This window comes from Pseudogemmatithrix spongiicola, from assembly GCF_030623445.1.
GTDB lineage: Bacteria > Gemmatimonadota > Gemmatimonadetes > Gemmatimonadales > Gemmatimonadaceae > Pseudogemmatithrix > Pseudogemmatithrix spongiicola.
On the sequence record NZ_CP130613.1, the window covers coordinates 2,102,733 to 2,126,703 of the forward strand.

19 protein-coding genes and 1 tRNA gene are annotated in these 23,971 nt (G+C 68.2%); 7 read left to right on the forward strand and 13 right to left on the reverse strand.

The features are described 5' to 3' along the window. Positions 1-124: 124 nt before the first annotated feature. The gene (locus Strain318_RS09665; protein WP_367885503.1) at positions 125-2,101 is read right to left on the reverse strand and encodes an acetoacetate--CoA ligase; all 1,977 of its coding nucleotides are present in this window, start codon (positions 2,099-2,101) and stop codon (positions 125-127) included. Positions 2,102-2,150: 49 nt separating this feature from the next. Between Strain318_RS09665 and Strain318_RS09670 the strand changes: the two genes are divergently transcribed. Next, positions 2,151-3,377 carry a Y-family DNA polymerase gene (locus Strain318_RS09670; RefSeq protein ID WP_367885504.1) on the forward strand — a complete coding sequence of 409 codons (1,227 nt, stop codon included), beginning with the start codon at positions 2,151-2,153 and terminating at the stop codon, positions 3,375-3,377. 36 nt (positions 3,378-3,413) lie between these two features. Next, positions 3,414-6,008 carry a zinc-dependent metalloprotease gene (locus tag Strain318_RS09675; protein WP_367885505.1) on the forward strand — a complete coding sequence of 865 codons (2,595 nt, stop codon included), beginning with the start codon at positions 3,414-3,416 and terminating at the stop codon, positions 6,006-6,008. Positions 6,009-6,162: 154 nt separating this feature from the next. Here the strand turns inward: Strain318_RS09675 and Strain318_RS09680 are convergent, their stop codons facing one another. The 3 genes from Strain318_RS09680 to dut are packed head-to-tail and all read right to left on the reverse strand — an operon-like array spanning position 6,163 to position 10,142. Next, complete coding sequence (locus Strain318_RS09680; protein WP_367885506.1) at positions 6,163-8,283, reverse strand: M16 family metallopeptidase; 2,121 nt, start codon at positions 8,281-8,283, stop codon at positions 6,163-6,165. Position 8,284: 1 nt separating this feature from the next. Beyond that, entirely contained in the window at positions 8,285-9,622 is a 1,338-nt protein-coding gene (locus Strain318_RS09685; protein ID WP_367885507.1) for a M16 family metallopeptidase, read from the reverse strand. A gap of 19 nt (positions 9,623-9,641) precedes the next feature. Continuing rightward, the gene (dut, locus tag Strain318_RS09690; protein ID WP_367885508.1) at positions 9,642-10,142 is read right to left on the reverse strand and encodes a dUTP diphosphatase; all 501 of its coding nucleotides are present in this window, start codon (positions 10,140-10,142) and stop codon (positions 9,642-9,644) included. Positions 10,143-10,191: 49 nt separating this feature from the next. On the opposite strand from dut, the gene Strain318_RS09695 reads away from it, so the two are divergent. Both Strain318_RS09695 and Strain318_RS09700 read left to right on the forward strand, forming a co-directional pair. Beyond that, entirely contained in the window at positions 10,192-11,937 is a 1,746-nt protein-coding gene (locus tag Strain318_RS09695) for a hypothetical protein (protein ID WP_367885509.1), read from the forward strand. Positions 11,938-11,954: 17 nt separating this feature from the next. Then, the gene (locus Strain318_RS09700) at positions 11,955-12,878 is read left to right on the forward strand and encodes a hypothetical protein (RefSeq protein ID WP_367885510.1); all 924 of its coding nucleotides are present in this window, start codon (positions 11,955-11,957) and stop codon (positions 12,876-12,878) included. A gap of 10 nt (positions 12,879-12,888) precedes the next feature. Here the strand turns inward: Strain318_RS09700 and Strain318_RS09705 are convergent, their stop codons facing one another. The 4 genes from Strain318_RS09705 to Strain318_RS09720 form a co-directional block, all read right to left on the reverse strand. Next, on the reverse strand, positions 12,889-13,338 hold the full coding sequence (locus Strain318_RS09705) for a VOC family protein (RefSeq protein WP_367885511.1): 450 nt from the start codon (positions 13,336-13,338) through the stop codon (positions 12,889-12,891). Positions 13,339-13,577: 239 nt separating this feature from the next. After that, complete coding sequence (locus Strain318_RS09710; protein ID WP_367885512.1) at positions 13,578-13,859, reverse strand: rhodanese-like domain-containing protein; 282 nt, start codon at positions 13,857-13,859, stop codon at positions 13,578-13,580. Between the two features lie 87 nt (positions 13,860-13,946). Next, positions 13,947-14,327 carry a DUF423 domain-containing protein gene (locus tag Strain318_RS09715; RefSeq protein ID WP_367887903.1) on the reverse strand — a complete coding sequence of 127 codons (381 nt, stop codon included), beginning with the start codon at positions 14,325-14,327 and terminating at the stop codon, positions 13,947-13,949. Continuing rightward, positions 14,324-14,968: a Pycsar system effector family protein gene (locus Strain318_RS09720; protein ID WP_367885513.1), complete on the reverse strand. Its 645-nt coding sequence runs from the start codon at positions 14,966-14,968 to the stop codon at positions 14,324-14,326. The genes Strain318_RS09715 and Strain318_RS09720 overlap by 4 nt, the downstream gene beginning before the upstream one ends. 118 nt (positions 14,969-15,086) lie before the next feature. Here Strain318_RS09720 and Strain318_RS09725 point away from each other — a divergent pair, with 118 nt between their 5' ends. Beyond that, positions 15,087-17,054, forward strand: a complete 1,968-nt coding sequence (locus tag Strain318_RS09725) for a hybrid sensor histidine kinase/response regulator (RefSeq protein ID WP_367885514.1) — start codon at positions 15,087-15,089, stop codon at positions 17,052-17,054. Positions 17,055-17,056: 2 nt separating this feature from the next. On the opposite strand, the gene Strain318_RS09730 is transcribed toward Strain318_RS09725, so the two are convergent. Both Strain318_RS09730 and Strain318_RS09735 read right to left on the reverse strand, forming a co-directional pair. Further along, positions 17,057-18,193 carry an isoaspartyl peptidase/L-asparaginase gene (locus tag Strain318_RS09730; RefSeq protein ID WP_367885515.1) on the reverse strand — a complete coding sequence of 379 codons (1,137 nt, stop codon included), beginning with the start codon at positions 18,191-18,193 and terminating at the stop codon, positions 17,057-17,059. 65 nt (positions 18,194-18,258) lie between these two features. Next, positions 18,259-18,885 (reverse strand): hypothetical protein, encoded by a 627-nt coding sequence (locus tag Strain318_RS09735; protein ID WP_367885516.1) that lies wholly within the window; start codon positions 18,883-18,885, stop codon positions 18,259-18,261. A 123-nt stretch (positions 18,886-19,008) separates the two neighbouring features. On the opposite strand from Strain318_RS09735, the gene Strain318_RS09740 reads away from it, so the two are divergent. Then, positions 19,009-19,629 carry a DUF3592 domain-containing protein gene (locus Strain318_RS09740; protein ID WP_367885517.1) on the forward strand — a complete coding sequence of 207 codons (621 nt, stop codon included), beginning with the start codon at positions 19,009-19,011 and terminating at the stop codon, positions 19,627-19,629. Here the strand turns inward: Strain318_RS09740 and Strain318_RS09745 are convergent. Then, positions 19,583-20,416: a DUF1028 domain-containing protein gene (locus Strain318_RS09745; protein ID WP_367885518.1), complete on the reverse strand. Its 834-nt coding sequence runs from the start codon at positions 20,414-20,416 to the stop codon at positions 19,583-19,585. The genes Strain318_RS09740 and Strain318_RS09745 overlap by 47 nt on opposite strands. Before the next feature lie 74 nt (positions 20,417-20,490). After that, a tRNA-Pro gene (locus Strain318_RS09750) sits at positions 20,491-20,564 on the reverse strand. A gap of 399 nt (positions 20,565-20,963) precedes the next feature. Here Strain318_RS09750 and Strain318_RS09755 point away from each other — a divergent pair. Then, positions 20,964-22,796: an ATP-dependent nuclease gene (locus Strain318_RS09755; protein WP_367885519.1), complete on the forward strand. Its 1,833-nt coding sequence runs from the start codon at positions 20,964-20,966 to the stop codon at positions 22,794-22,796. A gap of 68 nt (positions 22,797-22,864) precedes the next feature. On the opposite strand, the gene Strain318_RS09760 is transcribed toward Strain318_RS09755, so the two are convergent. Beyond that, entirely contained in the window at positions 22,865-23,287 is a 423-nt protein-coding gene (locus Strain318_RS09760) for a rolling circle replication-associated protein (RefSeq protein ID WP_367885520.1), read from the reverse strand. Positions 23,288-23,971 lie beyond the last annotated feature (684 nt).

A 23,971-nucleotide genomic window follows, 5' to 3' on the forward strand; every position in this document is an offset into this window, starting at 1 on the left:
CGCCGCGGGCGCCGGTGCGGGCGCTGGTCCACCAGCGGCCCCACACACTCGCGTTTTGCCACGTCTGGATGGGCATATCAACTCCGGTTCGGAGGACCCCTTCAATATACAAGAACTGCAGTTGTCAGAGCCTGAGCTCAGGCAAATCCCGGTACAACCCCAACGCCGCCGGGTTCGCCAGCGCCTCCGTGTTCTTCACCGGTCGCCCATGCACCACTTCGCGCACGGCGATCTCCGAGATCTTGTTCGAGATCGTCCGCGGGATATCCGCGACTTGGAGAATCACCTTGGGTACATGATGCGGGCTGGTCCGCGCCCGGATCGCCTTCTTGATGCGGTCGCGGAGCGCGTCATCGAGCGTCAGGCCCTCGCGCAGGCGCACGAAGAGGACTATGCGCACGTCCTTGTCGCCATCCGTCGTGATCTCCTGCCCGATGACCACGCTCTCCACGACCTCGGGCAATTGCTCGACCTCGCGGTAGATCTCCGCCGTGCCGATGCGCACGCCCCCTGGGTTCAATGTCGCATCGCTGCGGCCGTGGATGATCAGCCCGCCCTGCGGCGTGATCTCCGCCCAGTCGCCGTGGCGCCAGATGCCCGGGAAGTGCGCGAAGTACGCCGCATGGTACTTCTCACCGTCGGGGTCATTCCAGAAGCCCACCGGCATGCTGGGAAACGGCTTCGTGCACACCAGCTCTCCGGCCACGCCGCGCAGCGGCTGGCCCGCGTCGTCCCAAACGTCCACCGCCATGCCGAGCCCGAAGCACTGCAGCTGCCCGCGGTACACCGGGAGCAGCGGGTTCCCCAGCGCGAAGCAGGAGATGATGTCCGTGCCGCCGGAAATGCTCGCCAGGTGCACGTCGGCCTTCACGTCGCGGTACACGAAGTCGTACGAATGCTCCGCCAGCGGCGAGCCGGTGCTGAGGATCATGCGCAACGCCGACAGGTCGTGGGTGCGCGCGGGTGCATGGCCCTGCTTCTGCGAGAGCGCGAGGTACTTCGCGCTGGTCCCGAAGTGCGTGACGCGCTCCTCGGCCACCAAGTCCCAGCACGCATCGTCGTTCGCGGCCGGCATCGGCGCGCCGTCGTAGAGGACGATCGTCACCTGGCTGGCGAGCGCGCTGAGGAGCCAATTCCACATCATCCACCCGCAGGTGGTGAAGTAGAACATGCGGTCATCGGGCCGCAGGTCGCAGTGCAGGCGATGCTCCTTCACGTGCTGCAGCAGCGTGCCGCCCTGCCCGTGCACCATGCACTTCGGCAGGCCCGTCGTGCCCGAGCTGTACATCACGAAGAGCGGGTGATCGAAGGGCAGCACCGCGAACCGGGGCGTCTCGGGCGCGTCTCCCGGACCGAACGACGCGAAGCGCGAGATGTCCAGCGAGCCCGCCCCGCCTGCCGCGCAGCCCGCCAGCGTCGCGTCGTCGATCGCGTCGCCAAGGAAGGGCACGAGCACGAGATGGCGCAGACTGGGGATCGCCGCGACGATCTGCCGCACGCGCTCCAGGCAGTCGATCGACTTGCCGGCATACGTGTAGCCGTCCGCCGCGAACAGCACCGTCGGCTCGATCTGCCCGAAGCGGTCGAGGACACCCTGCGCCCCGAAGTCCGGCGAGCACGAGGACCACACCGCGCCGATGGCATTCGCCGCGAGCGCAGCGATCACGGCCTCGGGAATGTTCGGCAGGAATCCCACAACGCGGTCGCCGCGCTCGACGCCCGCCGCGCGCAACCCTTCGGCCACGCGCGACACCTCGCGGTTGAGCTGCCGCCACGAGAGCTCGCGGCGCCGCCCGCGCTCGTCGCGGGCGATGATCGCCGGCGCGTCGTCCTGCCGCCGGAGCAGATGCGCGGCATAGGAGAGCTCCGCGCTGCGCAGGCCGCCCTCACGCTTGCCCCGCACGCCGGCCCAATCCCAGAGCGAGGACCAGAACGTCTCGGCCTGCTCGACGCTCCAGCGGTGCCAGTCCGCGTACGGCGCGCCCGGCGCGGGCGTGCCCGCGTGCTGCGCGGCGGCGTACGCGAAGAACTGCGCCATCTGCGAGGCCTGCGCGGCCTCCGGGCGGGGACGCCAGAGGGGTTCGCTGTCAAGGGCGGTCATCGCTGGGGGAATGTAGCCGCGCGGGCGGTTTCCCTCTATGCTTTGCAGGATGACCGCCCGCCGAATCCTCCACGCCGACGCCGACGCCTTCTTCGTGGCGGTGGCCCGGATGGCGGATCCAGAGGGCGCAGGGCGGGCGCCGCTGCTCATCGTCGGGGGCCGCCCCGGCGGGCGTGGCGTGGTCTGCTCGGCCTCGTACGAGACGCGCGCCTACGGCGTCCGCAGTGCGATGCCCATCGCCCAGGCGCTGCGCCTCTGCCCCGATGCGATGTGCGTGCCGGTGCCGCGCGCGGCCTGCAGCGCCACGTCGAAGGCCATTGCTGCGGTGCTCGGGCGCTTCACGCCGGTCGTCGAAGGCGCGAGCATCGACGAGTGGTACCTGGATCTCACGGGGACGGAAGCCCTGCACGGTCACGAGACGCTGGAGCAGACCGCCGTGCGCATTCGGCAGTCCGTGCACCGGGAGACGGGCATGTGGATCTCCATCGGCGGCGGCACGTCGAAGTTGGTGGCGAAGCTCGCCGCCGAGAAGGCCAAGCCGCGGCCGGGCACGGAGGCCACGGGCGTGCGCATCATCGCCGAGGGTGGCGAAGGGGATTTCCTACGCACGCTCGCGCTGGCGGAGCTGCCCGGCGTCGGACCCAAGCTGCAGGAGAAGTTGCGCAGCCTCGGACTGGTGCGCGTCGAGGACGTGCTGCCGCACGACCGCTCGACGCTGGCGCGCTGGCTCGGACGGCGCCCCGCGGAATGGCTCTACGCGCGGGTGCGCGGCATCCACACGGCGCCGGTCGAGCCGCGGGGCACGTCGAAGCAGATCAGCCGTGAGAGTACGTTCTCGCGCGACGTGGCCGACGACGCGCAGCTGAGCGCGCACCTGCGGGCGCTGGTGGCGAAGGCCGCCGCCGAGCTACGCGAGTCGCATCTGGCGGCCCGCAGCGTGACGGTGAAGCTGCGCGACGCCGACTTCACGACGCGGCTCGCGAGCCGCACGGCGGCGGAGCCGCTCGAGAGTGACCGCGCCATCGGCGACCTCGCCGTATCACTCCTGCGGAAGTTGCGCATGGCGCGCCGCCACCCCGCGCGGCTGGTCGGCGTGGCCCTTGGCGGCCTGGTCGCCGCGCGAGACGCAGAGCAGCTCGGTCTCTTTGCCGGCGGCCCCGCCCCCGTCGAGCGCGCCGAGGATCGGGCGCTTTCGCGCGCCGTGGACAGAGTCCGAGAGCGATTCGGGGATGCGGCCATCCGCACCGCCTCAACGCCGCTGCGCCGCGCGCCGTAGAGCTAGAGCCCCACCATCACCCTTTCCATAGGTCCGATGCGATTCACCAGACCGTTGTTCGTTTCGGCTGGTCTCGCCTTGGCCGCCGTGTCATGCACGCCGGCCGCCGCGACGACTCCAGCTCCCACTCCGACGCCCGCGCGCACGGCGCCAGCCCAGCCGGGCCCCTCGAACGGGGCCGCGCAGGGCGCTGCTCAAGGCGCTCAAGGTGGCGCACAAGGCGGTGGCGGCCAGCAGGACCCGCAGCCGCGTCCGTATGCGCAGGTCATCCGCGGCGACGTGAAGACCCGTGACGGACTCTTCAAGACCCACATGATCGGCGCCAACCAGCTCTACTACGAGATTCCGGCCCGCGAGCTGGGCAAGGAGATGCTGCTCGTCACCCGCGCCGCGTTCAATACGAACAGCGAAGGGTACGGCGGCGACGAAGTGAGCGAGGGTGTGGTGCGCTGGGAGCGGCGCGGCAATCGCGTGCTGCTGCGGCGCGTGCAGTACGGCATCATTGCCGACCCGGCAGACCCGATCGCCGACGCCGTTGCCCGTTCCAACTACGACGCCATCCTGGCGGCCTTCCCCGTGGCGGCCTTCGGTCCGGACTCGGCGGTGGTCATCGACGTGAGCCGGTTGTTCACGAACCCGCCGAACGAGATGAGCATCGTGCAGCAGTCGCGCGGCCAGGTGGACGCGACGCGCAGCTTCCTCGAGAAGGTCGCGAGCTTCCCGACGAACGTCGAAGTGGACGCCGTGCTCACGGTGAATGCACCGCCGGGCGGCGGCTTCAACCCGTTCACGGGTCAGCCCGTCGTCGCGGCGCCCGGCACGCCGACCATCACCAAGAGCTTCGTCGTGCACTGGTCGATGGTGAAGCTGCCCGAGACGCCGATGCGCCCGCGCCTGCTCGACAGCCGCGTGGGCTACTTCCACAGCAATCGCATCGACTACTCGCGCCCGGAGCAGCGCGCGCAGAACCGCGCGTACATCTCGCGCTGGCGCCTGGAGAAGAAGGACCCGAACGCCGCGATCTCCGAGCCCGTGAAGCCGATCACGTACTACGTGGACCCGGCGACGCCCGAGTGGCTGGTGCCGTGGGTGAAGGCGGGCATCGAGGAGTGGCAGCCGGCGTTCGAGGCGGCCGGCTTCCGTCGTGGCATCGTCGCCGCGGACGCCCCGAGCCCCGAGCAGGATCCCGATTGGTCGCCGGACGACGCCCGCTACTCCGTGATTCGCTGGCTGGCCTCGACGACCGAGAATGCGCAGGGCCCGTCCATCGTGGACCCGCGCTCCGGTGAGATCATCGAAGCCGACGTCCGGATGTACCACAACATCATGAACCTCCAGACGTGGTGGTACTGGACGCAGGTCGGTCCGCTGGATCCGCGCGCCGCGCGGCTCCCGCTGCCCGATTCGCTGCAGGGCCGCCTCGTGCAGTTCGTCGTCGCCCACGAAGTGGGCCACACGCTCGGCCTGCCGCACAACCAGGTCGCCTCGGCCATGTACCCGGCCGACTCCGTGCGCTCGCGTACGTGGGTTGAGAAGATGGGCCACTCGCCGACGATCATGGACTACGCCCGCTTCAACTACGTGGCGCAGCCCGAAGACAATCTCCCGCTGCACACGTTGATCCCGCAGGTCGGGCCGTACGATCTCTTCTCGATCAAGTGGGGCTACTCGGTGTTCCCCGGCACGACGAACGCCGATGACGAGCGTCCGGCGCTCGACGCCCTCGCGCGCCAGCAGGACACGGTGCCGTGGTTCCGCTACGGCGTCGGCGACGACTTCGGCGCCATTCCGTACACGGCGTACACTGAAGCGGTCGGCGACCAGGACGCGATCAAGAGCACCGAGCTCGGCATCCGCAACCTGAAGCGCCTCGTGCCGATGCTGCTGCCGGCCACGACGCAGCCACTCGAGGACGTGTCGTTCACCAAGGAAGGCTACGGCCGCATCCTCAGCCAGTTCACGCAGGAGGTCCGTCACGTCGCCGCGATCGTCGGCTCGTCGGACGGCCAGGAGAAGTACGGTTCGCAGCCGGGCGCGCGCTTCACGCCGATTCCGCGCGAGCGCCAGCGGGCCGCAGTGCAGTTCATCCAGCAGCAGGTGTTCGCAACGCCGACGTGGATGCTCGATCCGGCCATCCTGCGTCGCCTCGAGCCGGAAGGTTCCGTGGCGCGCATTAACGCCATGCAGCGCGGCATCCTCGGCTTCATGATGGACGACAACCGCATGGCGCGGCTCGTTGAGTACGAGGCCCTGCCGGGCACCGTGCGCCCGTATCCGCTTTCGGAGTTCCTCGCCGACATGCGGACCGGCATCTGGAGCGAGCTAGGCGCCGGCTCGGTGCGCGTGGATGCGTACCGCCGCGGCCTGCAGCGCATCTACCTCGAGGCGGTGGCGGCGAAGCTCAACGCCAATCCGTCGACGGCACAGCGTGTCTCCGCGTCGGGAGCGGGCGGAACGCCGGTCTCGCGGGCAGCTGCCCGTCCGAGCACCGACGCGAAGTCGCTGCTCCGCATGGAACTGCGCAGCCTCGACGCCGCGCTCGCTGCCGCGCTGCCGAAGGCTGGCGATGCGGCGACCCGCGCGCATATCCAGGACGCGCGGTGGCAGATTGACCAGCTGTTGAATCCGTAAGCGTTGGGAGAAGGGAGCAAAAGGAACGGCCCCGGCGATGCTCGCCGGGGCCGTTCCTTTTGCTGCCAACAACTGCAGTTGGAGGTTGGGAGTTGGCAGTTGGGAGAGCAGTTCTCTTTCAACTGCCAACTCCCAACCCGCAACTGCCGTTCAATCACCGCACTCGAACGAACTCCAGCGGCACCCCCGCCGGCCCGAACTTGAGCACACGATGCGGCGCCGCCTGCTCGATCCAGTACGTCCCCGGCGCCTCCCCTCCCGCATAGCTCACGCGGAACGCCGCCACCGCCCCGATCGGCAGGTTCACCACTTCCACGCCCTCGACGCGGAACGAGCGCCGTTCCACCACCCCGCGGCCCGACGCGAAGACGGAGAGCTCAATCGTCGCCCCCTCCGCCCACGTGAAGAACGGCAGCAGCGCCGCCACGACGTTGTCGTCCACCGTCCCCTGCGGCACAGCGACGTCCTTGTAGTTCACCGGCTGCATGCCCGCCTGGCCCGGCGTCACCCCCTCGCCGCTGGCCTTGCCGTCCGCGTACTGCACCACGATCCGCAGGTCGTTGCCCTGCACCTTCCCGGACTGCTCGGTGCGCAGCATCGTGATCGCGTTGCTGAACTCCACCGTCGTCTGCTGCTGCAGGATCGGCCCGAGCACGCTGCGCTCGCGGAAGGTCCAGCCCGTCGCGCTCTGTTCGAGCGCCGTGGTCTGGTAGCCGAAGTTCTGGCCCTGCACCATCACGGCGAACGAGTCGCTCGACGGGCGCAGCTGCGCCGGGTCGAGTGCCAGCGGAATCGGCTTCACTTCCATCGTCTCGGCGGCGATCGGCTCGCCCTCCACATCCACCAGCGTCACGGGCGCAATGGCGGAAAGCCGATCGCGCAGCGCGAGCCCGTCGCCGACGATGACGATCAACGCGGCGTCAGCGCGCATGCCGGCGCGCGACGCCGACTGGACCTGCTGCGGCGTCAGCGCCGCGAGGCGCTGGCGGTACGTCTGCACATAATCGTTGGGCAAGCCGAGGAGGCGCGCGCGTGCCACCTGCCCCGCCACCTGCTGCGCCGTCTCGATCTGCAGCGGGAACCGGCCCGTGAGCGTCTGCTGCTGGCGCTCGAACTCCGCGGTGGGCACCGGTTCGCTCCCCATGCGCCGCACCTGCCGCAGCAACTCCACCAGCGCCGAATCGGTCACGTCCGTTCGCACTTCCGCCGTCGCGGTGAACGAGCCGACGCCGCGCACCTCGGTCACGTCCGAGTACGCGCCATAGGTCCAACCCTTCTCCTCGCGGAGGATCGTGAACAGGCGCGAATCGCTGGCCCCGCCCAGGATCTGGTTGGCGAGGTCCATCGCGTGGCCTCGCAGATCCGTCGGCAGCCACGTGGTGTTGCCCACGACGATGTTCGACTGCACCGACCCCGGCCGATGCACGAGAATGATCTCGCTGCGCATGCGCTGCGGGGCCGGACGGGCCGGCGGCGGCGTGGCGCCGCGTCCCGTCCACGCCGTGAAATGCCGCGCCACCAACCGGTGCGCCTCGACACTGTCGATCGCACCCGCCAGCACCAACAGGCCCTGCGCCGGACGCGCCCGCGTCGTGTGGAAGAGCACCAAGTCGTCGCGCGTGATGGCGCGGACGCTCGCCTCGTCGGCGCGGCGCGCGTACGGATGGTCCCCGTACAGCGCCTTCGCGAAGATCCGTCCGGCAATCGCTTCCGGCTGCGACTTGGCCAGCGCCAGCGCCGACAGCGTCTGCGTGCGCAGCAGCTCGACTTCCTCCGCCGGGAAGTTCGGGCGCAGCAACGCATCGGCCATGAGCTCGAAGGCGAGCTCGCGGTCGTCGAGGAGCACGGACGCAGAGATGCTGAGCACGTCCGGCCCTGCGCTCGCCGAGAGACTCCCACCCACGCGCTCGATGGACTCGGCAATCTGATCCGCACTGCGATTGCCGGCGCCCTTCGTCAGCAACCCGGCGACCATGTCGGCCACACCGCTCTTGCCCGGCGGGTCATACAGCGTGCCGCCGAGCACGGAGAGCTGCATGGAGAGCACCGGCTGCTTGGCGCTCGGCACGAGCACCACGCGCAGGCCGTTCTCCAGCTCGAATTCGACGAACGGCGGGAACTGCGCCTCCGTGAGCGGCAGCGGCGCCGGGGGTTGCTGGCGCGGCGACTGCTGCGGCGCGGGACGCGTGGGCTGCGGGCTGGGCCGCGTCGGCTGCTGCGCGACGGCAATGGTCGGCACCGCGGCAGCGAGAAGTGTCATGAGGACGGCGCGCATCTCAGCGATCCTCCGGAGCGATGACCAGCGTGAGGGAGCGCTCGGGACGCAGGTAAGTCCGCGCCACGCGGCGCATGTCGGCAAGCGTGACGGCGGCGTAGCGCGCCGCCTCGGTGTTCAGGGCGTCGGGGCTGCCGAGATACATGTCCGCGAACTGCAGCGCCTCGGCCACGTCTGCCGCGCGCTGACGCCCGAAGATCGTGCGGGCGCGCCATGCGTTCTTGGCCTTCTCCAGTTCCTCGGCGTCGATGCGGTCGGCGACGTCGAACAGTTCGCGGGCGAGTTCTGACCGCACGGAATCCACCGGCACGCCGCCGTTCGCGATGGCCAGGGCACCGAACACTCCCGCGCCGCGCATCGGGCCGAAGGGATCGTGCAACGCCTGCACGGCCACCGACGACTTGCTGCCGCGCACCATCGCGCGGTTCAAGCGGCTGCTCTCGCCCTCGCCGAGAATCGTGGAGAGCAGTGCCAACGCGGGATAATCCGCATGCGACGGCGCCACCACACGCACCGCGGTCAGCACCGCCGGCAGGGAGGCCTTTTCGTCCGCCACCCGGCGGACCGAGGCGCTGCCGACACCCGGTGCCGCATCGCAGCGGACCGCGTCACGGGCCGGGCCGGCCGGGATGTTGCCGAAGTACTGCTGCGTCAGCCGCATCACCTGCTGTGGCGTCACGTCGCCGACGACCACCAGCGTCGCGGTGTTCGGCGCGTAATGCGTGCGGAAGAAGTCGCGCACGTCGTCCACGCTCGCCGCATCGAGGTCGGCCATCGAGCCGATGATGGAGTGCGCGTAGGCGAAGCAGCGCTCGCGGTCGAACAGCAGCGGCAGCGAGTCGATGAACGCCGCCGAGTAGGGCTGGTTGTCCACGCGCAGGCGCCGCTCTTCCTTCACGGCCTGGCGCTGGTTCTCCAGGTTCTCGGCCGAGATCACCAGCGACCGCATGCGGTCCGCCTCGAGCCAGAGCGCGAGGTTGAGCCGGTTCGACGGCACCGTCTGGAAGTAGTTGGTGCGGTCCGGCTGTGTGCTGCCGTTGTACGTGCCGCCGGCGCGTTCCACCAACTGCCCGTGCTCCATCTTGCCCACGTTCTGCGAGCCCTGGAACATCATGTGCTCGAAGAGGTGCGCGAAGCCGGTGCGGCCGGGCCGCTCGTTCCGCGAGCCGACGTCGTACCAGACGTTCACGGCGACGACCTGCGCCGAGTGGTCCTCGACGACGTGCACCTTGAGGCCATTGGTGAGCGTGAAGCTCTCGATCTTGACGGGCGTTGGCTGCTGCGCGGCAAGCGGCAGCGCACAGGCCATTGCCAGCAGTCCGTGGCGAAGTCTCTGCATGGGCACGTGTGGTGGGCGCCTAGCGCCCGGTGGAGCCGAAGCCGCCGGCGCGCTCGGTCGAGCGCGCGACGGTCCCGGCCGCGAAGTCCAGGATCTCGTACTTGGCCAACACCATCTGGGCGATCCGCTCGCCGTGCGCGATGCGCAGCGGCGCCGTCCCGCCGTTCTTCACGGGCACCATCCACTCGTCGGGGAAGTCCGCGTCGATGGTGCCGGGGCTGTTCACGATCACGAGGTCGGTCTTGAGCGAGGTCCCCGAGCGCGGGCGCACCTGTGCCTCATACCCCACAGGCAGCCGCGCGCGGAAGCCGAGGGGAATCAGCGCCTTCTCCCCCGGCGCGAGCACGACGGTGGGCGGATCGCCTGGCTCCAGCGCCCGCGGCTCCGGCTGGCCCGCGATGAACACCGTGACGCGCCCGCCAAGCAGGCAGGCGGCGAGATCATGGCCCGCGCTGGCGGCCGTCGCGCGCTGCGGGGGCCGCACGCCCGGATGCAACGCTTCGAACACAATCGGTTCCATAGAGGGAGAAAGCTACAACCTGGCTCGGTCTGCGGGGTATCATTGAGACATGCAAATCTTGTCCGCCGTGCGCGGCGTCGTGGGGACCCTCGCGCTGACGCTGCCGCTGCTCCTGACGGCGCAGGCCTCGGGGGGCACCGAGCCCAGCCTCGACCCCCGCGACGTGGGTCAACGGGCCCAGCAGCGCTTCGAGACTTTTCGGCGTGCGAACCTGCCGGCGCATCGCGGCCGCACGAGCAACCGCTGCGAGGAACGCGTTGGGCGCTTCTGCTACTGGTACGACGAGGTCTCGCCGCCGCCGGAGCCCGAGAACCTCAGTGTCACGGCCGCGCGCTCGCAACTCATCCTCACGCTGGACTCCTTGGGCCGCGCCCTGCCCTCCGACGAATGGTTGGCCGGCCAGCGCGTGCGCTATCTCGACGAAGCGGGTCGCAACCGCGAGGCGCTGACCGCCGCCACCGAATGCGAAGCCTATGGCTGGTGGTGCATCGCGCTACGCGGATTCGCCCTGCACCAACTCGGCCGCTACCCCGAGGCCGAGCTCCGCTGGGACAGCACCCTCGTCACGATGCCGGCGTCGCTGCGCTGCCTCTGGCACGACGTCGGGCTCTACCTCGACGACGACGCGCGCCGACAGTACGCGCGGAACGGCTGCGGCACGGCACAGCGCGACTCGCTCACCGCCCGCATCTGGTGGCTGGCCCGCCCGCGCTACTCCCTGCGCGGCAATGACGCCCGCAGCGAGCACTTCGCACGGTTGACGTACGCCGAGTTCCTGCGAGCGGCGCCCAGCGCCTACATGTTCGGCTTCGACGAAGACGAGCGTGAGCTGCTCCTCCGGTTCGGCTGGGCCCGGGCCTGGTCGCGCGGCCCGGAGATGCCGATGGGCATGCCGGGCGAACGCGTCATGAACATCGTCGGGCACGATCCCACGCCGGCGTACCGCTACATCCCGCCCAACTACGTCCTGAACGCGCCGCTCACGTCCGACTCCACCGATTGGGCCGTGCAGCTGCCGCCGGTGGTGGCACGCTATCAACCCCCGTACGCGAAGCGGCTCTACATGCTCGAGCACCAGCAGGCGCTGTTCCGGCGCGGCGACACCGCGCTGGTGCTGCTCGCCTACGACGTACGGAAGATCGCGCAGCGCGGCAGCGCCGCACTCGAAGCCGGGCTTGTCGCCACATCGGGGTCGTTGGCGAACCCCGGCCTCGTCGTGCAGGCCAACGCACCGGCCAAGGGCACGCTCATCGCCCGCGCCGCCTGGGGGCCGCTGCTCATGAGCGCCGAGGTGGCGGCGCCGGACTCCAGCGTGCTCGCCCGCGCGCGCTACGGCATCCGTCCGCCGCTCGCGACCGGCGCGCGGGTCTCGCTTTCGGACCTGCTCTTCTACGAACCCTTCGGCGAGTTCCCCACCACCGTCGAGCAGGCCCTGCCGCACGCCATCCCCACGCAGCGCATTCCGCGCGGGCAGAAGCTCGGCGTGTTCTGGGAAACCTACGGCACCGATCCCGCCGGCGAGGTCATGACGATCTCACTGACCGTCGTGCCCGAGACCGAGGAAGCGGGCGCCATGCGTCGTGCCGCGCGGGCCCTGCGCCTCTCGCGGCAGTCGGCGCCCGTGAGCGTCGGCGCGCAGGACGTCTCGGCGCGCGGCAGCACGCGCACGGCGCGCGCCTTGGAACTCGACATCTCCACGCTGCGCCCCGGCGACTACCTCGTGCAGCTCGAAGTCGGCGTCGCCGGCCAGTACACCATCCGCGCCGACCGCCGTCTCGTCGTCGTCGCGCCCTGATTATCTTCCGCGCGCCTATGCGCATCCCCCACCTGCTCGCCCTCGCGACCATCGGCGCGCTGCTCGCCGCCGCGGCCGCCCACGCGCCGGACGCCGTCGCGCAGTCGCGCGGCACCGCCCAACCGGCCGCCGAGGAACCGATCCCCGGCGGGCGGCCCCGCCCCGGCGCCATCCTGCCCTACCACCGCATCATCGCGTTCTACGGCAATCCGCTCTCGCGCCGCATGGGCGTGATGGGCGAGTATCCGCCGGACCTCATGCTTGCGATGCTCGACGCCGAGGTCGCGACCTGGCAGGCGGCGGATCCCAGCACGCCGGTGAAGCCCGCGTTGCACCTCATCGCCGTGGTGGCGCGCGACAACCCCGGCCCCGACGGCAAGTATCGCGGCCGCATGGCCGACACGCTGATCGAGCGCGTCGCCCGCTGGGCGGAGACGCGCGATGCGCTGGTGTTCCTCGACGTGCAGGTCGGCCTCTCGACGCTTCAGGAAGAATTGCCGCGGCTCGCGCCCTTCCTGCGTCGTCCGAACTTCCACCTGGGCATCGACCCCGAGTTCTCCATGAAGAACGGCGGGATCCCGGGCAAGCGCATCGGCACCTACGACGCCGAGGACATCAACTACGCGGTGCGCTTCCTGTCGCAGCTCGCCCGCGACGCGAACGTCCCGCCGAAGATCCTCGTCGTGCATCGCTTCACGCGCCGCGGCGTGACGAACGCGCAGAACATCCGCCTCGACCCACACGTGCAGATCATCATGCACATGGACGGCTTCGGCACGCCGACGCTCAAGCGCGGTACGTGGAACGCGTACATCCGGACCGAGCCCGTGCAGTTCGCCGGCTGGAAGCAGTTCTACAAGGAGCGGAACGACAACCCGCGCACCACGCTGGCCGAGATCATCGCGCTCCGGCCGAAGGTGCTGTACGTGCAGTACCAGTGACGCGCGTGTCCTAGCGGACCAGCATCACGCCGCGCACCCCGTCCGACTGCGCGAAGAGCTTGCCGTTCGGGTTGTAGTAATAGATGCGACGCTTGCGACCCTCGACGATCTCATCGGCGTTCGTGAACTGCTGCACCAAGGCCAACTGGCCTTCCTCGCGCACGGGAAACGTCGCGGCCGGGTAGCTGACGAAGACCTCATCCTGCTGCACGTCGACGATGGCCGTCTCGCGCGTCTGCTTGATGACGGCGAGGGCTTCCTCGCGCTGCATCGGGGTCGCGATGATGTCCGACTGGACGACGCCGGCCTCGAACTCTGGCTCATCGGACGTCGCCATCCACAGGACGAGCACGAGCACGATGCCCGCCGAGGCGACGCGCACGATGGGCGTCTGCTTCTGGTAGAATGCCCAGCCGCGACGCGCGAGGGCACGCAGGCCATCGGTGAGATCACGCAGCACCGATGCAGCCCCCGCTCCCGCGCTCGACGCGCCGGACGCGGAGGCCGGCGGCGCTTGGCGGGTCGACGACGACCGCTTCGCCGACGGCCCCTCCGCCGGATACGGCGTGAAGCAATACGGGCAAACGCGCTTATTCTTGCTTTCCTTGTTGCAGACGGAGCAGAGCATCGCCCTAAAGCAACGCGGGGTAGGCCGCGCAGGCAATAGAGCGGACGCGATCCCCGGGACCGTGCGGGCCCTTAGGCGGCCGCGTAGTCCTGGCTCGCCGCGCCGATGCCCCCGCCGTCCACCACGTTCGCGTAGCCCGCGGCCTTGAGGATGCTGGCCGCCTGCGCGGAGCGCATGCCGCTGGCGCAGTAAACGAGGATACGGCTCTTCGGCGTGAGCCCGAGGCCGTCGAGCCCCTCGGGCAGGCGGTCCACGGGCACGTTGGTCGCACCCTCGAGGTGGCCCATCCAGAACTCGAGCTTCGAACGGACATCGATCACGGCATCAACGGGGCGATTGCGGAAGGTCGGCATGGTCGGTCAGGAGTATTAGTTATTACTTAACGATATAGTAGAATATACCGCGACCCCGCGCCCCGCAAGTCCCGTGGTCAGGGCCGCTCAGCGCCCTAGGCGGCTGCCCGCCACCGCGAGCAGCAGCCATCCGGCGAGGAATGCCACCCCGCCCAGCGGCGTGATGGCGCCCAGGGCCCGGATGCCGGTGAACGTCATCGCATAGAGCGAGCCCGAGAACAGCAGCGTGCCCGCGACGAAGCACCACCCCGCCCAGGCGGCGGGGCCCGCGACGCGTCCCCCCTGCCCCACCAGCCACGCCACCGCCAGGAGCGCGAGCGCATGGTACATCTGGTAGCGCGCGCCCGTCTCGAACACCTCGAGCAGCCGCGGCTCCACCCGCGCGCGCAGCGCATGCGCCCCGAACGCGCCCGCCGCCACGGCGATGCCCGCCGAGAGGGCCCCGAGGATCGTGAAGAGACGCATCAGGTCACGAGGTGGTAGAGGCCCAGCGTCGCGAGCATGAGGCCGAGCAGCGCCGTCATGAGGTTGACGCCGACATACAGCCGGTCGAGTGCCGCGTACTTCCGTTGGTTCACCATCGACAGCGTGTAGAGCTGGTCGGCGAGCTCCGTCGTCAGGTTGTCCATGCGCAGGCGCTCCCAGAGCGCCCGGTACTCGTCGCGCTCGCGGGCCATCACGTCGGCATGGAACAGCATCCGCATCGACACGCCGGGCTGCACGTCCCGCGGCATCTCGTGCGCCGGCGGCGGATGCACCCCCCGCGGCCGCAGGGCCGAGACCGCCTGCGCCACGAAGTACAGCGTGACCACCACGTACACGGCGATCATCGCCGCGAGCGCGAGGCTCCACAGGCCGGTGGTCGGCAGCAGCGACGTCCCGCCCCGCGCGACGAGCAGCACGGCCACCGCATTGAGCACGCTCATGATGACCAGCGCGAACCGCGCCTTGCGGTCCCCCATCTCGATGAGGTCCTGGGCCTGCTTCACGGCATTCACGAGCGCTCGGTAGCGATCGCCGGGCTCGAGGAGGCCGCGCGATTCCTCGAGTTTGCGAAGCGCCTTCTCCAGCTTTTCCCCCTTCGGGGCCGATGCGATCTCGTCACTCACGGCAGAGAAGATACAGGCTGTGCCCCACAGCGGAATCCCTGCGACGCGTCGGCAGAACCCCCGCTAGCCACGGCCGCCGGGGCGACGCACTTTACCATCGCTCGCACCCGTAGGGACCGTGGCCGTCAATCTTCCGCCGCTGCTTGAGCCCGAGCTCCGCCATCTGGTGGACACGCTCCCCGTGGGCGTGCTCGTGCAGGATGCCACGCCCACGATTCGCTACGTCAACCAGCGGGCCCTCGACCTGCTCGGCATGACGGCCGACCAACTGCTGGGCCGCAGCATCCTCGATCCGCACTGGAGCGTCGTGCGGCTCGACGGCTCCACGTTCCCGCAGGACGAGTTTCCCGCCATGCAGGCGCTGCGCACGGGGCGGGCCGTGGACGATGTCGTGATGGGCGTGCGGAACAACTCACAGACCGCGCGCATCTGGATCCTCGTCCGCGCGCAGCCGAGCTTCGATGCGCAGGGGGCGGTCACACGGGTGATCGTCACCTTCACCGACATCACGGCGCTGCGCGCCGCCGAGGAGGCGCGCGCCACGGCCGTCGTGGAGGCCGAGCGGTTTCGCTCCGCGCTCGATGAAGTCCCGGCCTTCGTGTACATCAAGGATCGTGCGTCGCGCTACCAGTACGCCAACGCCCCCACGCTGCGCCTCTTCGGCGTCAGCGCCGAGGAGCTCGCCGGCAGCGGCGACGAGCGCTTCTTCCCGCCGGACGTCGTCGCGCGGCTGCGCGCCGTGGACCTGCGCGCCTTGGCCGGCGAACGCACGCATGAGACGATCAGCGTCCGTACGCCGACCGGCGAGCGCATCTATCTCGAAGTGAAGTCACCGCTGGCCCCAGACCCGGTGACCGGGGAGGTCCCCGGCCTGCTGGGCATTTCCATCGACATCACCGAGCGGCGGCACCTCGAGGATGTGTTCCGGCAGTCGCAGCGCCTCGAGGCGATCGGGCGCCTCGCCGGCGGCGTCGCGCACGACTTCAACAACATGCTCGGCGTCATCCTCGGACACACCGAGCTCGCGCTGGCCGCCGTGCCAGCCGGCAGCGCCCCGCATGAGCATCTCGAGGAGATCCACGCCGCGGCCCGTCGTTCGGCCGACCTCACCAAGCAGCTCCTCGCTTTCTCGCGCAAGCAGCCGTCGACGCCCATCCCCCTGCATATCGCCACGCACGCGCGGGAGACAATCCGGCTGCTGCGCCGCTTGGTCGGCGAGGACATCGCGCTCGGCATCGATGCCGGCGGGGACGATTGGATGGCCCATCTCGACCCCAGTCAGCTCGACCAGGTGCTCGCGAATCTCTGCGTGAACGCGGCTGATGCGATTCGCGGCGCGCGCACGACAGCCGCTGATGCGGGGCGGGCCCGCGCCATCCAGATCGAGACGGCGCACGCGGTCGTCGCGCCGACCGAGGCGCACCAGCAGGGCGTGCTGCCGGGCGAGTACGTGCGGCTCACGGTGCGCGATACCGGCCCGGGCATCCCACCGGATGTCCGCGAACGGATGTTCGAACCCTTCTTCACGACCAAGCCGGCCGGAGAGGGCACCGGACTCGGCCTGGCAACCGTGTTTGGCATCGTCGCGCAGGCCAACGGATTCATCACCGTCGACTCGACCATGGGCGAGGGATCGGCGTTTCATCTCCACCTGCCGCGCGTGCGCGAGGGCACGTCCCCGACCGCCGCGCCGCCCGCCACGCACGCCGCGAGCGGTGGCAGCGAAACGATCTTCGTGGTGGAGGACGAGCCGGCCGTCCTGCAGTTGGCCGTGCGCGCGCTCGGCGCGCTCGGGTATCGAGTCTTCAGCGCCGCCGACGGCGCGTCGGCCTTGCGCCTCGCGGAGGCGCACGACGGTCCAATCGACCTGCTGCTGACGGATCTCATCATGCCCGGCATGAACGGGCGCGAGCTCGCGGAAGCGCTGCAGGCGCGGCGTCCGGGACTTCGCGTGCTGTTCATGTCCGGCTACACCGCCGACATCCTGCACGGCGGCGTGGCGGCCTTCGATGACGCCGCCGTGCTCGCGAAGCCCTTCAGCATCCAAGAGCTCGCCGCGCACATCCGCGCCGCGCTGCTGCGCTGAGGTCAGTCCTCGGGCGCGCCCGGCAGCAGCGGCTCGAGATCCGGGGCCGACGACCCCTGCTCCGTACAGAGCGCGTACTTCGTCTCGCCGGCACGGTACAGCGAGACGCCCGCCCAGCGGCCCTGCTTGTCGAGGATGAAGAAGCGCACGTTGAAGTTCGGCAGCCCGCGCGCGTTCAGGAGGCGCCGCTCCACGGTGTTCTTCTGGATGCGGCGCAACGCCTCCATCCCCGCGTCCTTGGGTGCGCGCCCGCGGCGCAGCTCCTCGATGATGAGGTACGACGAGAGGTTGTAGAGGTTCGCCTCGCCGCGTCCGGTGGAGCCGGCGGCGCCCACGTCGTTGTCCACGTACATGCCAGCGCCGAGGATCGCCGAGTCGCCGACGCGGCCGGGAATCTTCCAGGCCAGGCCGCTGGTCGTCGTCACGCCCGCGAGGTCGCCGGCGGGCGTGATGCCGCTGCAGTTGATGGTGCCCCAGAACGAGCCTTCGCGGATGAGGCCGTCGCGGACCATCGAGAGGCCGGCGAGCAGCTCGGGATCACGCTCATGCGCGGGACGGTTCTCGTCGCGGCGACGCCGCCCCGCGCCGTTCGGATCCAGCCAATGCTCGGGATCGACGCGACGCCGCCATTCCATCCAGAGCCGACGGCTGTCCGGCGTGTTGAGATCGTCCTCGACCGTGAAGCCGACGTCGCGGGCGAAGTCCCGCGCATCGCGTCCCACGAGCAGATGGTGGTCCGTCAGCTCCATCACCGCCTTGGCCACGAGCGAGGGCGTGCGCACACCCTCAATGCTCGCCACCGCGCCGGCGCGGCGCTTGGGCCCGTGCATGCACGAGGCGTCGAGCTGCACCACCCCATAGGCATTGGGCAGTGCGCCGTAGCCGATGCCGTTCTCGGTGGGGTCGAGCTCCGGGATGTTCACGCCGGCAATCAACGCGTCGAGCACGTCCTCGCCCTGCGTGATGCCGCGGAAGGCGCGCTCGACGGCGTTCTCGCTGCCACCGTTCTTGAAGGCGTAGCCCGAGTAGTCGGCGATGACGACGGGCCTGGCCGCCCGTCGAATCAGGATGTTGGGGAGCGCCGGCGCGGCGGCGAGGCCGACGGCGGTGCTGCGGACGAAATCGCGGCGAGAGACCATGCCGCATCCTACCTGCACCGCCCGCGGCCCGCCAGCGCACCCCGCCACCAACCGGAGCGCAAGAGCTAGAAGGTCTCGATCTCCGTCACCGAACGCCCGCAGACACGACCAGTCATGCGATAGCCGGTGGATGAGACGGAAATGGTGAGGTCGATGCTGCAGCGCCCCGACGCCCCGTTCGAGCTGAAGTTGAAGGCGCCGCGCTGCGCGCCCGTCACGGAGACCTCCTCCGTCTGAGCGTTGATGCTCATCGACAGCTGCGTGCGCAGGTCGGGATCTCCGTTGAAGACCCAGAGACGGCCCGCGGTCGATGTGGAGCCGCAGTTGCTGAACGACTGCCGCAGATCGATCGAACCGGCGCCCGTGGTCTCGTTGACCGTCAGTGAGCCGCGCATGCGGGTCGTCCCGCCGTTGGGGCAGGCGACGGATTCGTCGATGGATTCCGTGTACGCCGCGGTCGGCCCGGTGCCGAGGCGCAGCGCCTCGAGGCGCCCCTCGTCCGCACGCAGCCCTGCCATGGAGAACGCGCCAACGTCGAAGCCAATCGCATTGATGGCCTCGAGTGCGTCGTAGACTTCTTCGGTCGTGAGGTTCGCTTCGGGTCCCGTCGCGGAGTCCTTGGAACACGCGAGCATCCCCACTGCGGCAGCGAGCAGGACGAATCGCAGGGACTCGTAGTGTGGGCTCAGCATCGTGGCGCTCCCTCTGGCATGGTGGATAGCCGCGACGCTAGGCTTTGGCCGTTGGCCGCGCAACAGGATGCTTGTTTGCCCTAGGTTGGTGGCCCACTACGTCGGAGGCGCAACGTGTCGTCCATGCAACAGAAAGAACGTTGGCTCGTCGGCGGAATCTTCGGCGGCATTGGCCTCATCTTCGTCGCCGTCGGCTGGGCGCTCGTGCTGCAGCAATCGCGCCTGCTCGCGCGCGCCGTCGAGGTCCAAGGCGAGGTGCTCGAGGCGTACGTCGAGACCGCGACCAGCGTGCGTGGGCCGGACTCGCATGTGGCGCGTGTGCGCTACCAGTACGTCGCGCGCGATACGCTCTGGACCAACGACCGCGTGCTGCCGCACGAGATGCGCACGTCGAGCCGCAAGCAGATGCGGCAGCTGGCATCGCGGTTCCCGGTCGGGTCGGCGATTCCCGTGTGGGTGGACCCGGAAGACGCCGAGCGCGCGTTCCTGCTGAAGGAGCTGTTGTGGTTGCCGTACGTGATTGCGCTGGCGCCGCTGCTGTTCGTGCTCATCGGAGCGGCCGTGGCGCTGCCCGCATGGGGAACGGCGGCGAGCGCCGTCGCGCTGCTGGGGCCGTTGTGGTGGCATCACGCGCAACTGCCTGAGCCGGTACCGCTGTGGATGCAGGCCTGCTACGCGGCGCTGCTCGCCGTCGCACTCATCGTGACCGTCGCCATGCGTCGAAGCGCATCCGCAAGGTCTTGACCGGGTTCGCGTCTTCGTCGCGGGTGATGTTCGCATCCGTCACGTCGATCACGCGCACGTAGTTCCCATCGTTCACGCCGACACCATCCGTGGAGCTGCGGTCGGCGATCGCGAGGTACGCCACGTGCGCGCTGCGCGACGTGCAGGCGCGGACCGTCTCCGGCACCGGCGGCGTGGCGCAGGTGCAGCGCCGGTCACCGCCGGCCGCGTCCGCGGCTTCCATGGCCGCCATCACGCGGTCCTCCAGCGCGCCCGTGGCGGCCTCGAAGGCGCGCACCGCGGCCTGCACCACCTCATTCGAGGCCAAGATGTTGCCTTGGATGGCGTAGAACACCTCGGTGCCCGGTACCTGCCCCTGCACCGCCAGCGACGCCGCACCGTTCCGCGCGCCCGAGAACCCGGCGAAGCGCCCTTGGAGGTCGAGGATGCCGAACTGCCGCACCTGGATCGCGGAGTCGGCCATCAGCTGCTGCAGGATCTCCGCGGGATGCGTGCCCTTCTTCAGCTCCGTGTGGATCAGCGTCTGGTTCGCGCGCGTCCGGTCCACGCCCGCTTGCGCCGCCGCGATGCCAAAGCCCGGTGCGATGATCGCCTGCACATCCATCAGGCCCTTCGACGGGAAGCGCAGCAGGTTGGCCTGCGCGACGCAGGTCGCCGAGGAGATGACCATGCGACCCGTGCTCCGGTCGAGGGCGATGACGGACCAGGTCGCGTGGGCGATCGCCGGCGAAGCACTGGCGAGCGCGAGCGATGCGGCGAGGATGCGGCTGAGGCGGGGAAATGGCACGGACGGACCTCGAAGCGAAGGGGCACAAAAGAATGATGCCCCGCGACCGAGATCGCGAGGCATCATGTGCAGTATCGGGACGGCGGGATTCGAACCCGCGACCCCCTGAACCCCATTCAGGTGCGCTACCGGGCTGCGCTACGTCCCGTCCGCCGCATGTGCGGACAGAACGGGAATACTAGTCGGGTGGTGGCCCAAATGCCAACCCCAGCAAACCCCTGCGCCACAAGCAGTTAGGACTCTCTGGCAGCTCGCGCGGACACCCTCATGGCGATTCGAACGGCGAGGCGAGGCCGATCGTCCCAAGCTCAGCTACTTCGCGAAGCTTCTGCAGATTGCCGATGGTTCGCACACTACTCGCACAATGCCGCCGCGCGCGCGTACGGTCGGAAAAGCTGAAAGACGAGGCACAGCCCACTGGCCAAGGTGAACATCGCTTTGCGGCCTTAGTCTCTTCGCAGAACCGCGGCCTAGGCTTACTGGCGCGCCGGTGTGCACCTCACATCTTCTAGTCTAGCGCCCACCCCTTCCTAGAGAGGTCGCTTACGTGGCGGACAAGCAGCCGAAGAAGAGTGCAAAGAAGAAGCCGTCGAAGACGGAGAAAGACGATACGCGGGGACCAGATGCCAGCGGCGATCCGGCGGCAGTGCCCAGACCACGCCTCTCAAGGCTCACCGTTCAAAACTTTCGCGCGATTGGAGCTCAGCCGGTCTCGATCGAACTCGACAACATCGTCGTCTTGGTCGGACCCAACAATACCGGCAAGAGCTCTATCCTCAAGGCCTACCAGCTCGTGATGAACGATGGTTCAGGAGAGGTGTCGCTCTCCGCCGATGACTTCCCCAACGGAATCCCGGACCCGAACAACCCACCGACGATCGAGCTCACGACCATCGTCTATGGAGACTTGCCTGGCAAGGAATGGATTCACACGACTGCCGACGGCGAAATGGTGGTCCGCGAGCGCTGGCAGTGGAAGCAGGTGGGTAAGCCAGAGCGGGTTGGCTTTAACGTGCACAGAGGCCGATGGGCGGAACCCTCTGATGATGAGAAGGGGCCTTGGGGAGTTGCCAGCGTCGCGAATTCCCGACGACCCGAACCTCATCACATTGATGCGTTCGCTTCGCCCGACAAGCAGGCGACGGCGATTTCGAAGCTTCTCAGCGAGGTGCTCACACAGAGAATGGCGGAGCACAAGTCGAAAGGCAGCGACCCCGAGTCAGCCTTTGGGAAACTTCTCAAGTCGGTCTCTGAGCTCCAGGAAACCGTTTTAGCTGAAGTTCAGAGCGAAGTTGTCAAGCTCGAAGACTCCCTCAGCGAATCGCTGAACGAGCTGTTCCCCAAACATCGTGTCAAGTTTGACACGAACACCGGGAAGGACCTTAGCGAGTATGTCTCGCTATTCAAATCAGCGCCCAGTATTCGAATGGGGCCCACCGGTGGATTTCAGTCCCCGCTGGAACAACAAGGTAGTGGAGCGCGCCGCACGCTGCTCTGGACTGCAATCAAGCTGGTCGCTGAAGCCAATCGGGCAAAAAAAGGGCGCAATCAGCGACCATTCGTGCTCTTGTTGGATGAACCCGAGATCTGTCTGCATCCCGGGGCGGTCAGGGAGGCGAGCCGACTGCTCTATGAACTTCCAGAGAAGGCATCGAACTGGCAGGTAATGCTCACGACGCATTCACCATGCTTCATCGACTTCTCACGCGACCACACCTCCGTCGTACGCGTCGAGCGTGCGGAGACGGGGGCGGTCACAGGCACCACGATCTTCCGGCCGAAGCTCGCAAAGTTTGACGCGACAGACAAAGAGGCCTTGAAACTACTCAATCTCTGCGATCCATACGTAGCAGAGTTCTTCTTCGGCGGTCGAGTTGTGCTTGTCGAAGGAGATACCGAGTACGCGGCGTTCCGATTCGTTATCGCGCAGAACCCTGACACGTTCCGCAACATCCACATCGTGAAGGCGCGAGGAAAGGCAACCATCGTAGCCCTTTCCAAGATCCTGAATCAGTTCGGTGCACCCTACGCGATCCTTCATGATTCGGACATGCCGACCGTCACAACCAAGACTGGCACGCGCAGGAACTCGGCTTGGACAGACAACCTGAGTATTCTGGCCGAGATCCAGAAGGCACCCGCTGAAACAAGATTGCTTGCCTCAATCGAGAACTTTGAAGTTGGGTTTCTCGGCATCCCGAGCGGCAGATCTGAAAAGCCGTACAACGCTCTCGAGCACTTGCGCTCCGACGCTGACGCCCTGGCTGCGGTCACTGAACTCCTTTGGGCACTGGTTGATTTTCAACGATCGGTGCCAGCAGGTGCGGTTGAGTGGAGCGCCGAGAACGATTTGCTGGATGCCATCAAGAATAGAACTTGACGATTGAGCGACTTCGCGGCGCGCTATTCATTGAAACGGGGGCCAGCATGATGCATCCTCGCTCGTCCTCAAGCCGTTGGCGGCATCTGCGCGCTCAAGTTCGGAAATGCAAGCTCATCCTTACCGTACCTCTTACAGATGTAGTGCGAAGCCCCGCGCTCTGGGTCATAGACCTGAACATCTGAACGTCCCGACGTCCAGCTTTCCCGCAGGATGTTTGCTGGCAGCCCTCCAGTCCCGAACACCAAAGCATGATGATGCAGGAAGCCGGCAGTCGTCAGCTCCGAGAACATGGCGAACTGCACTGACCGCCCTGCCAACTGCTCTAGGCGACGAATCCACCGATAGAACTGACGATCGCCGCGAGCCGAGTAGTGGTAGGTCAACGTGACGAAGTGGTTCCAGCGGTGTCCGCCCAGCCACGCCCCCAGCTCGTCAGTAAGTCGCTCTTCCCCAAGCAGGGGGTATGTGTTCGTGTGTGCCGCGCCCATGTCGATTGCTCCCTTCGCTGCGGAACTGGCGCGTAGACACCCAGCCTGGTCGGCTTGGGGTGCACCCGTGGTACAAGGCCGACCGGGGCCAGTTCCTAGGTTGAGTTGAGGAAGAGGGCAGTTCGCATCACGGGTCATTGTCGATGGTGCCGATTTGCGCCTGCCTGGTTCTCCCGTTCACCTAGTTAGTCGCTGTCACCGAGCACAAATCGCAAGAATCCACGGCGATCAGCGCTTGGAGCAGTCAGCAGCAGCTAAGAGATGCTAGATGTCACCAGAGGCCCCTGCTCCCCGTTCGGGGAGTGGGGGCCTTTTTTTCGTTCCCTCAAGGTCCATTGGCCGTCTCGGCTCGGATGGCCGGCGGCATAGCTAGCCCCTATTGCGTCCCGGCGCCTGCCGTCCTCAGCGTCTTCGTCGATAGAGGTGTATCGCGGTCGCGGTCAACGTGTATCGACGACCCTCCAAATACACCTCAACGTGTATCCGTCTGGGGTTTCCGGATACTGGGTATATCGACGTGCAGGAGGCGCTCTTTTCGTCGATGGGCAGCCGCAGGAGCGGTACCCACTATCTCATCCCCAGTCCGACGCGTTTTTCTGAGCCCATACCTAGTCTGACGGCCTCCGTGGGCAGCATCTATCCCGGAAGCCCCCCTACCCCGCCTCGCCCCTGAGGCGGGTTCAC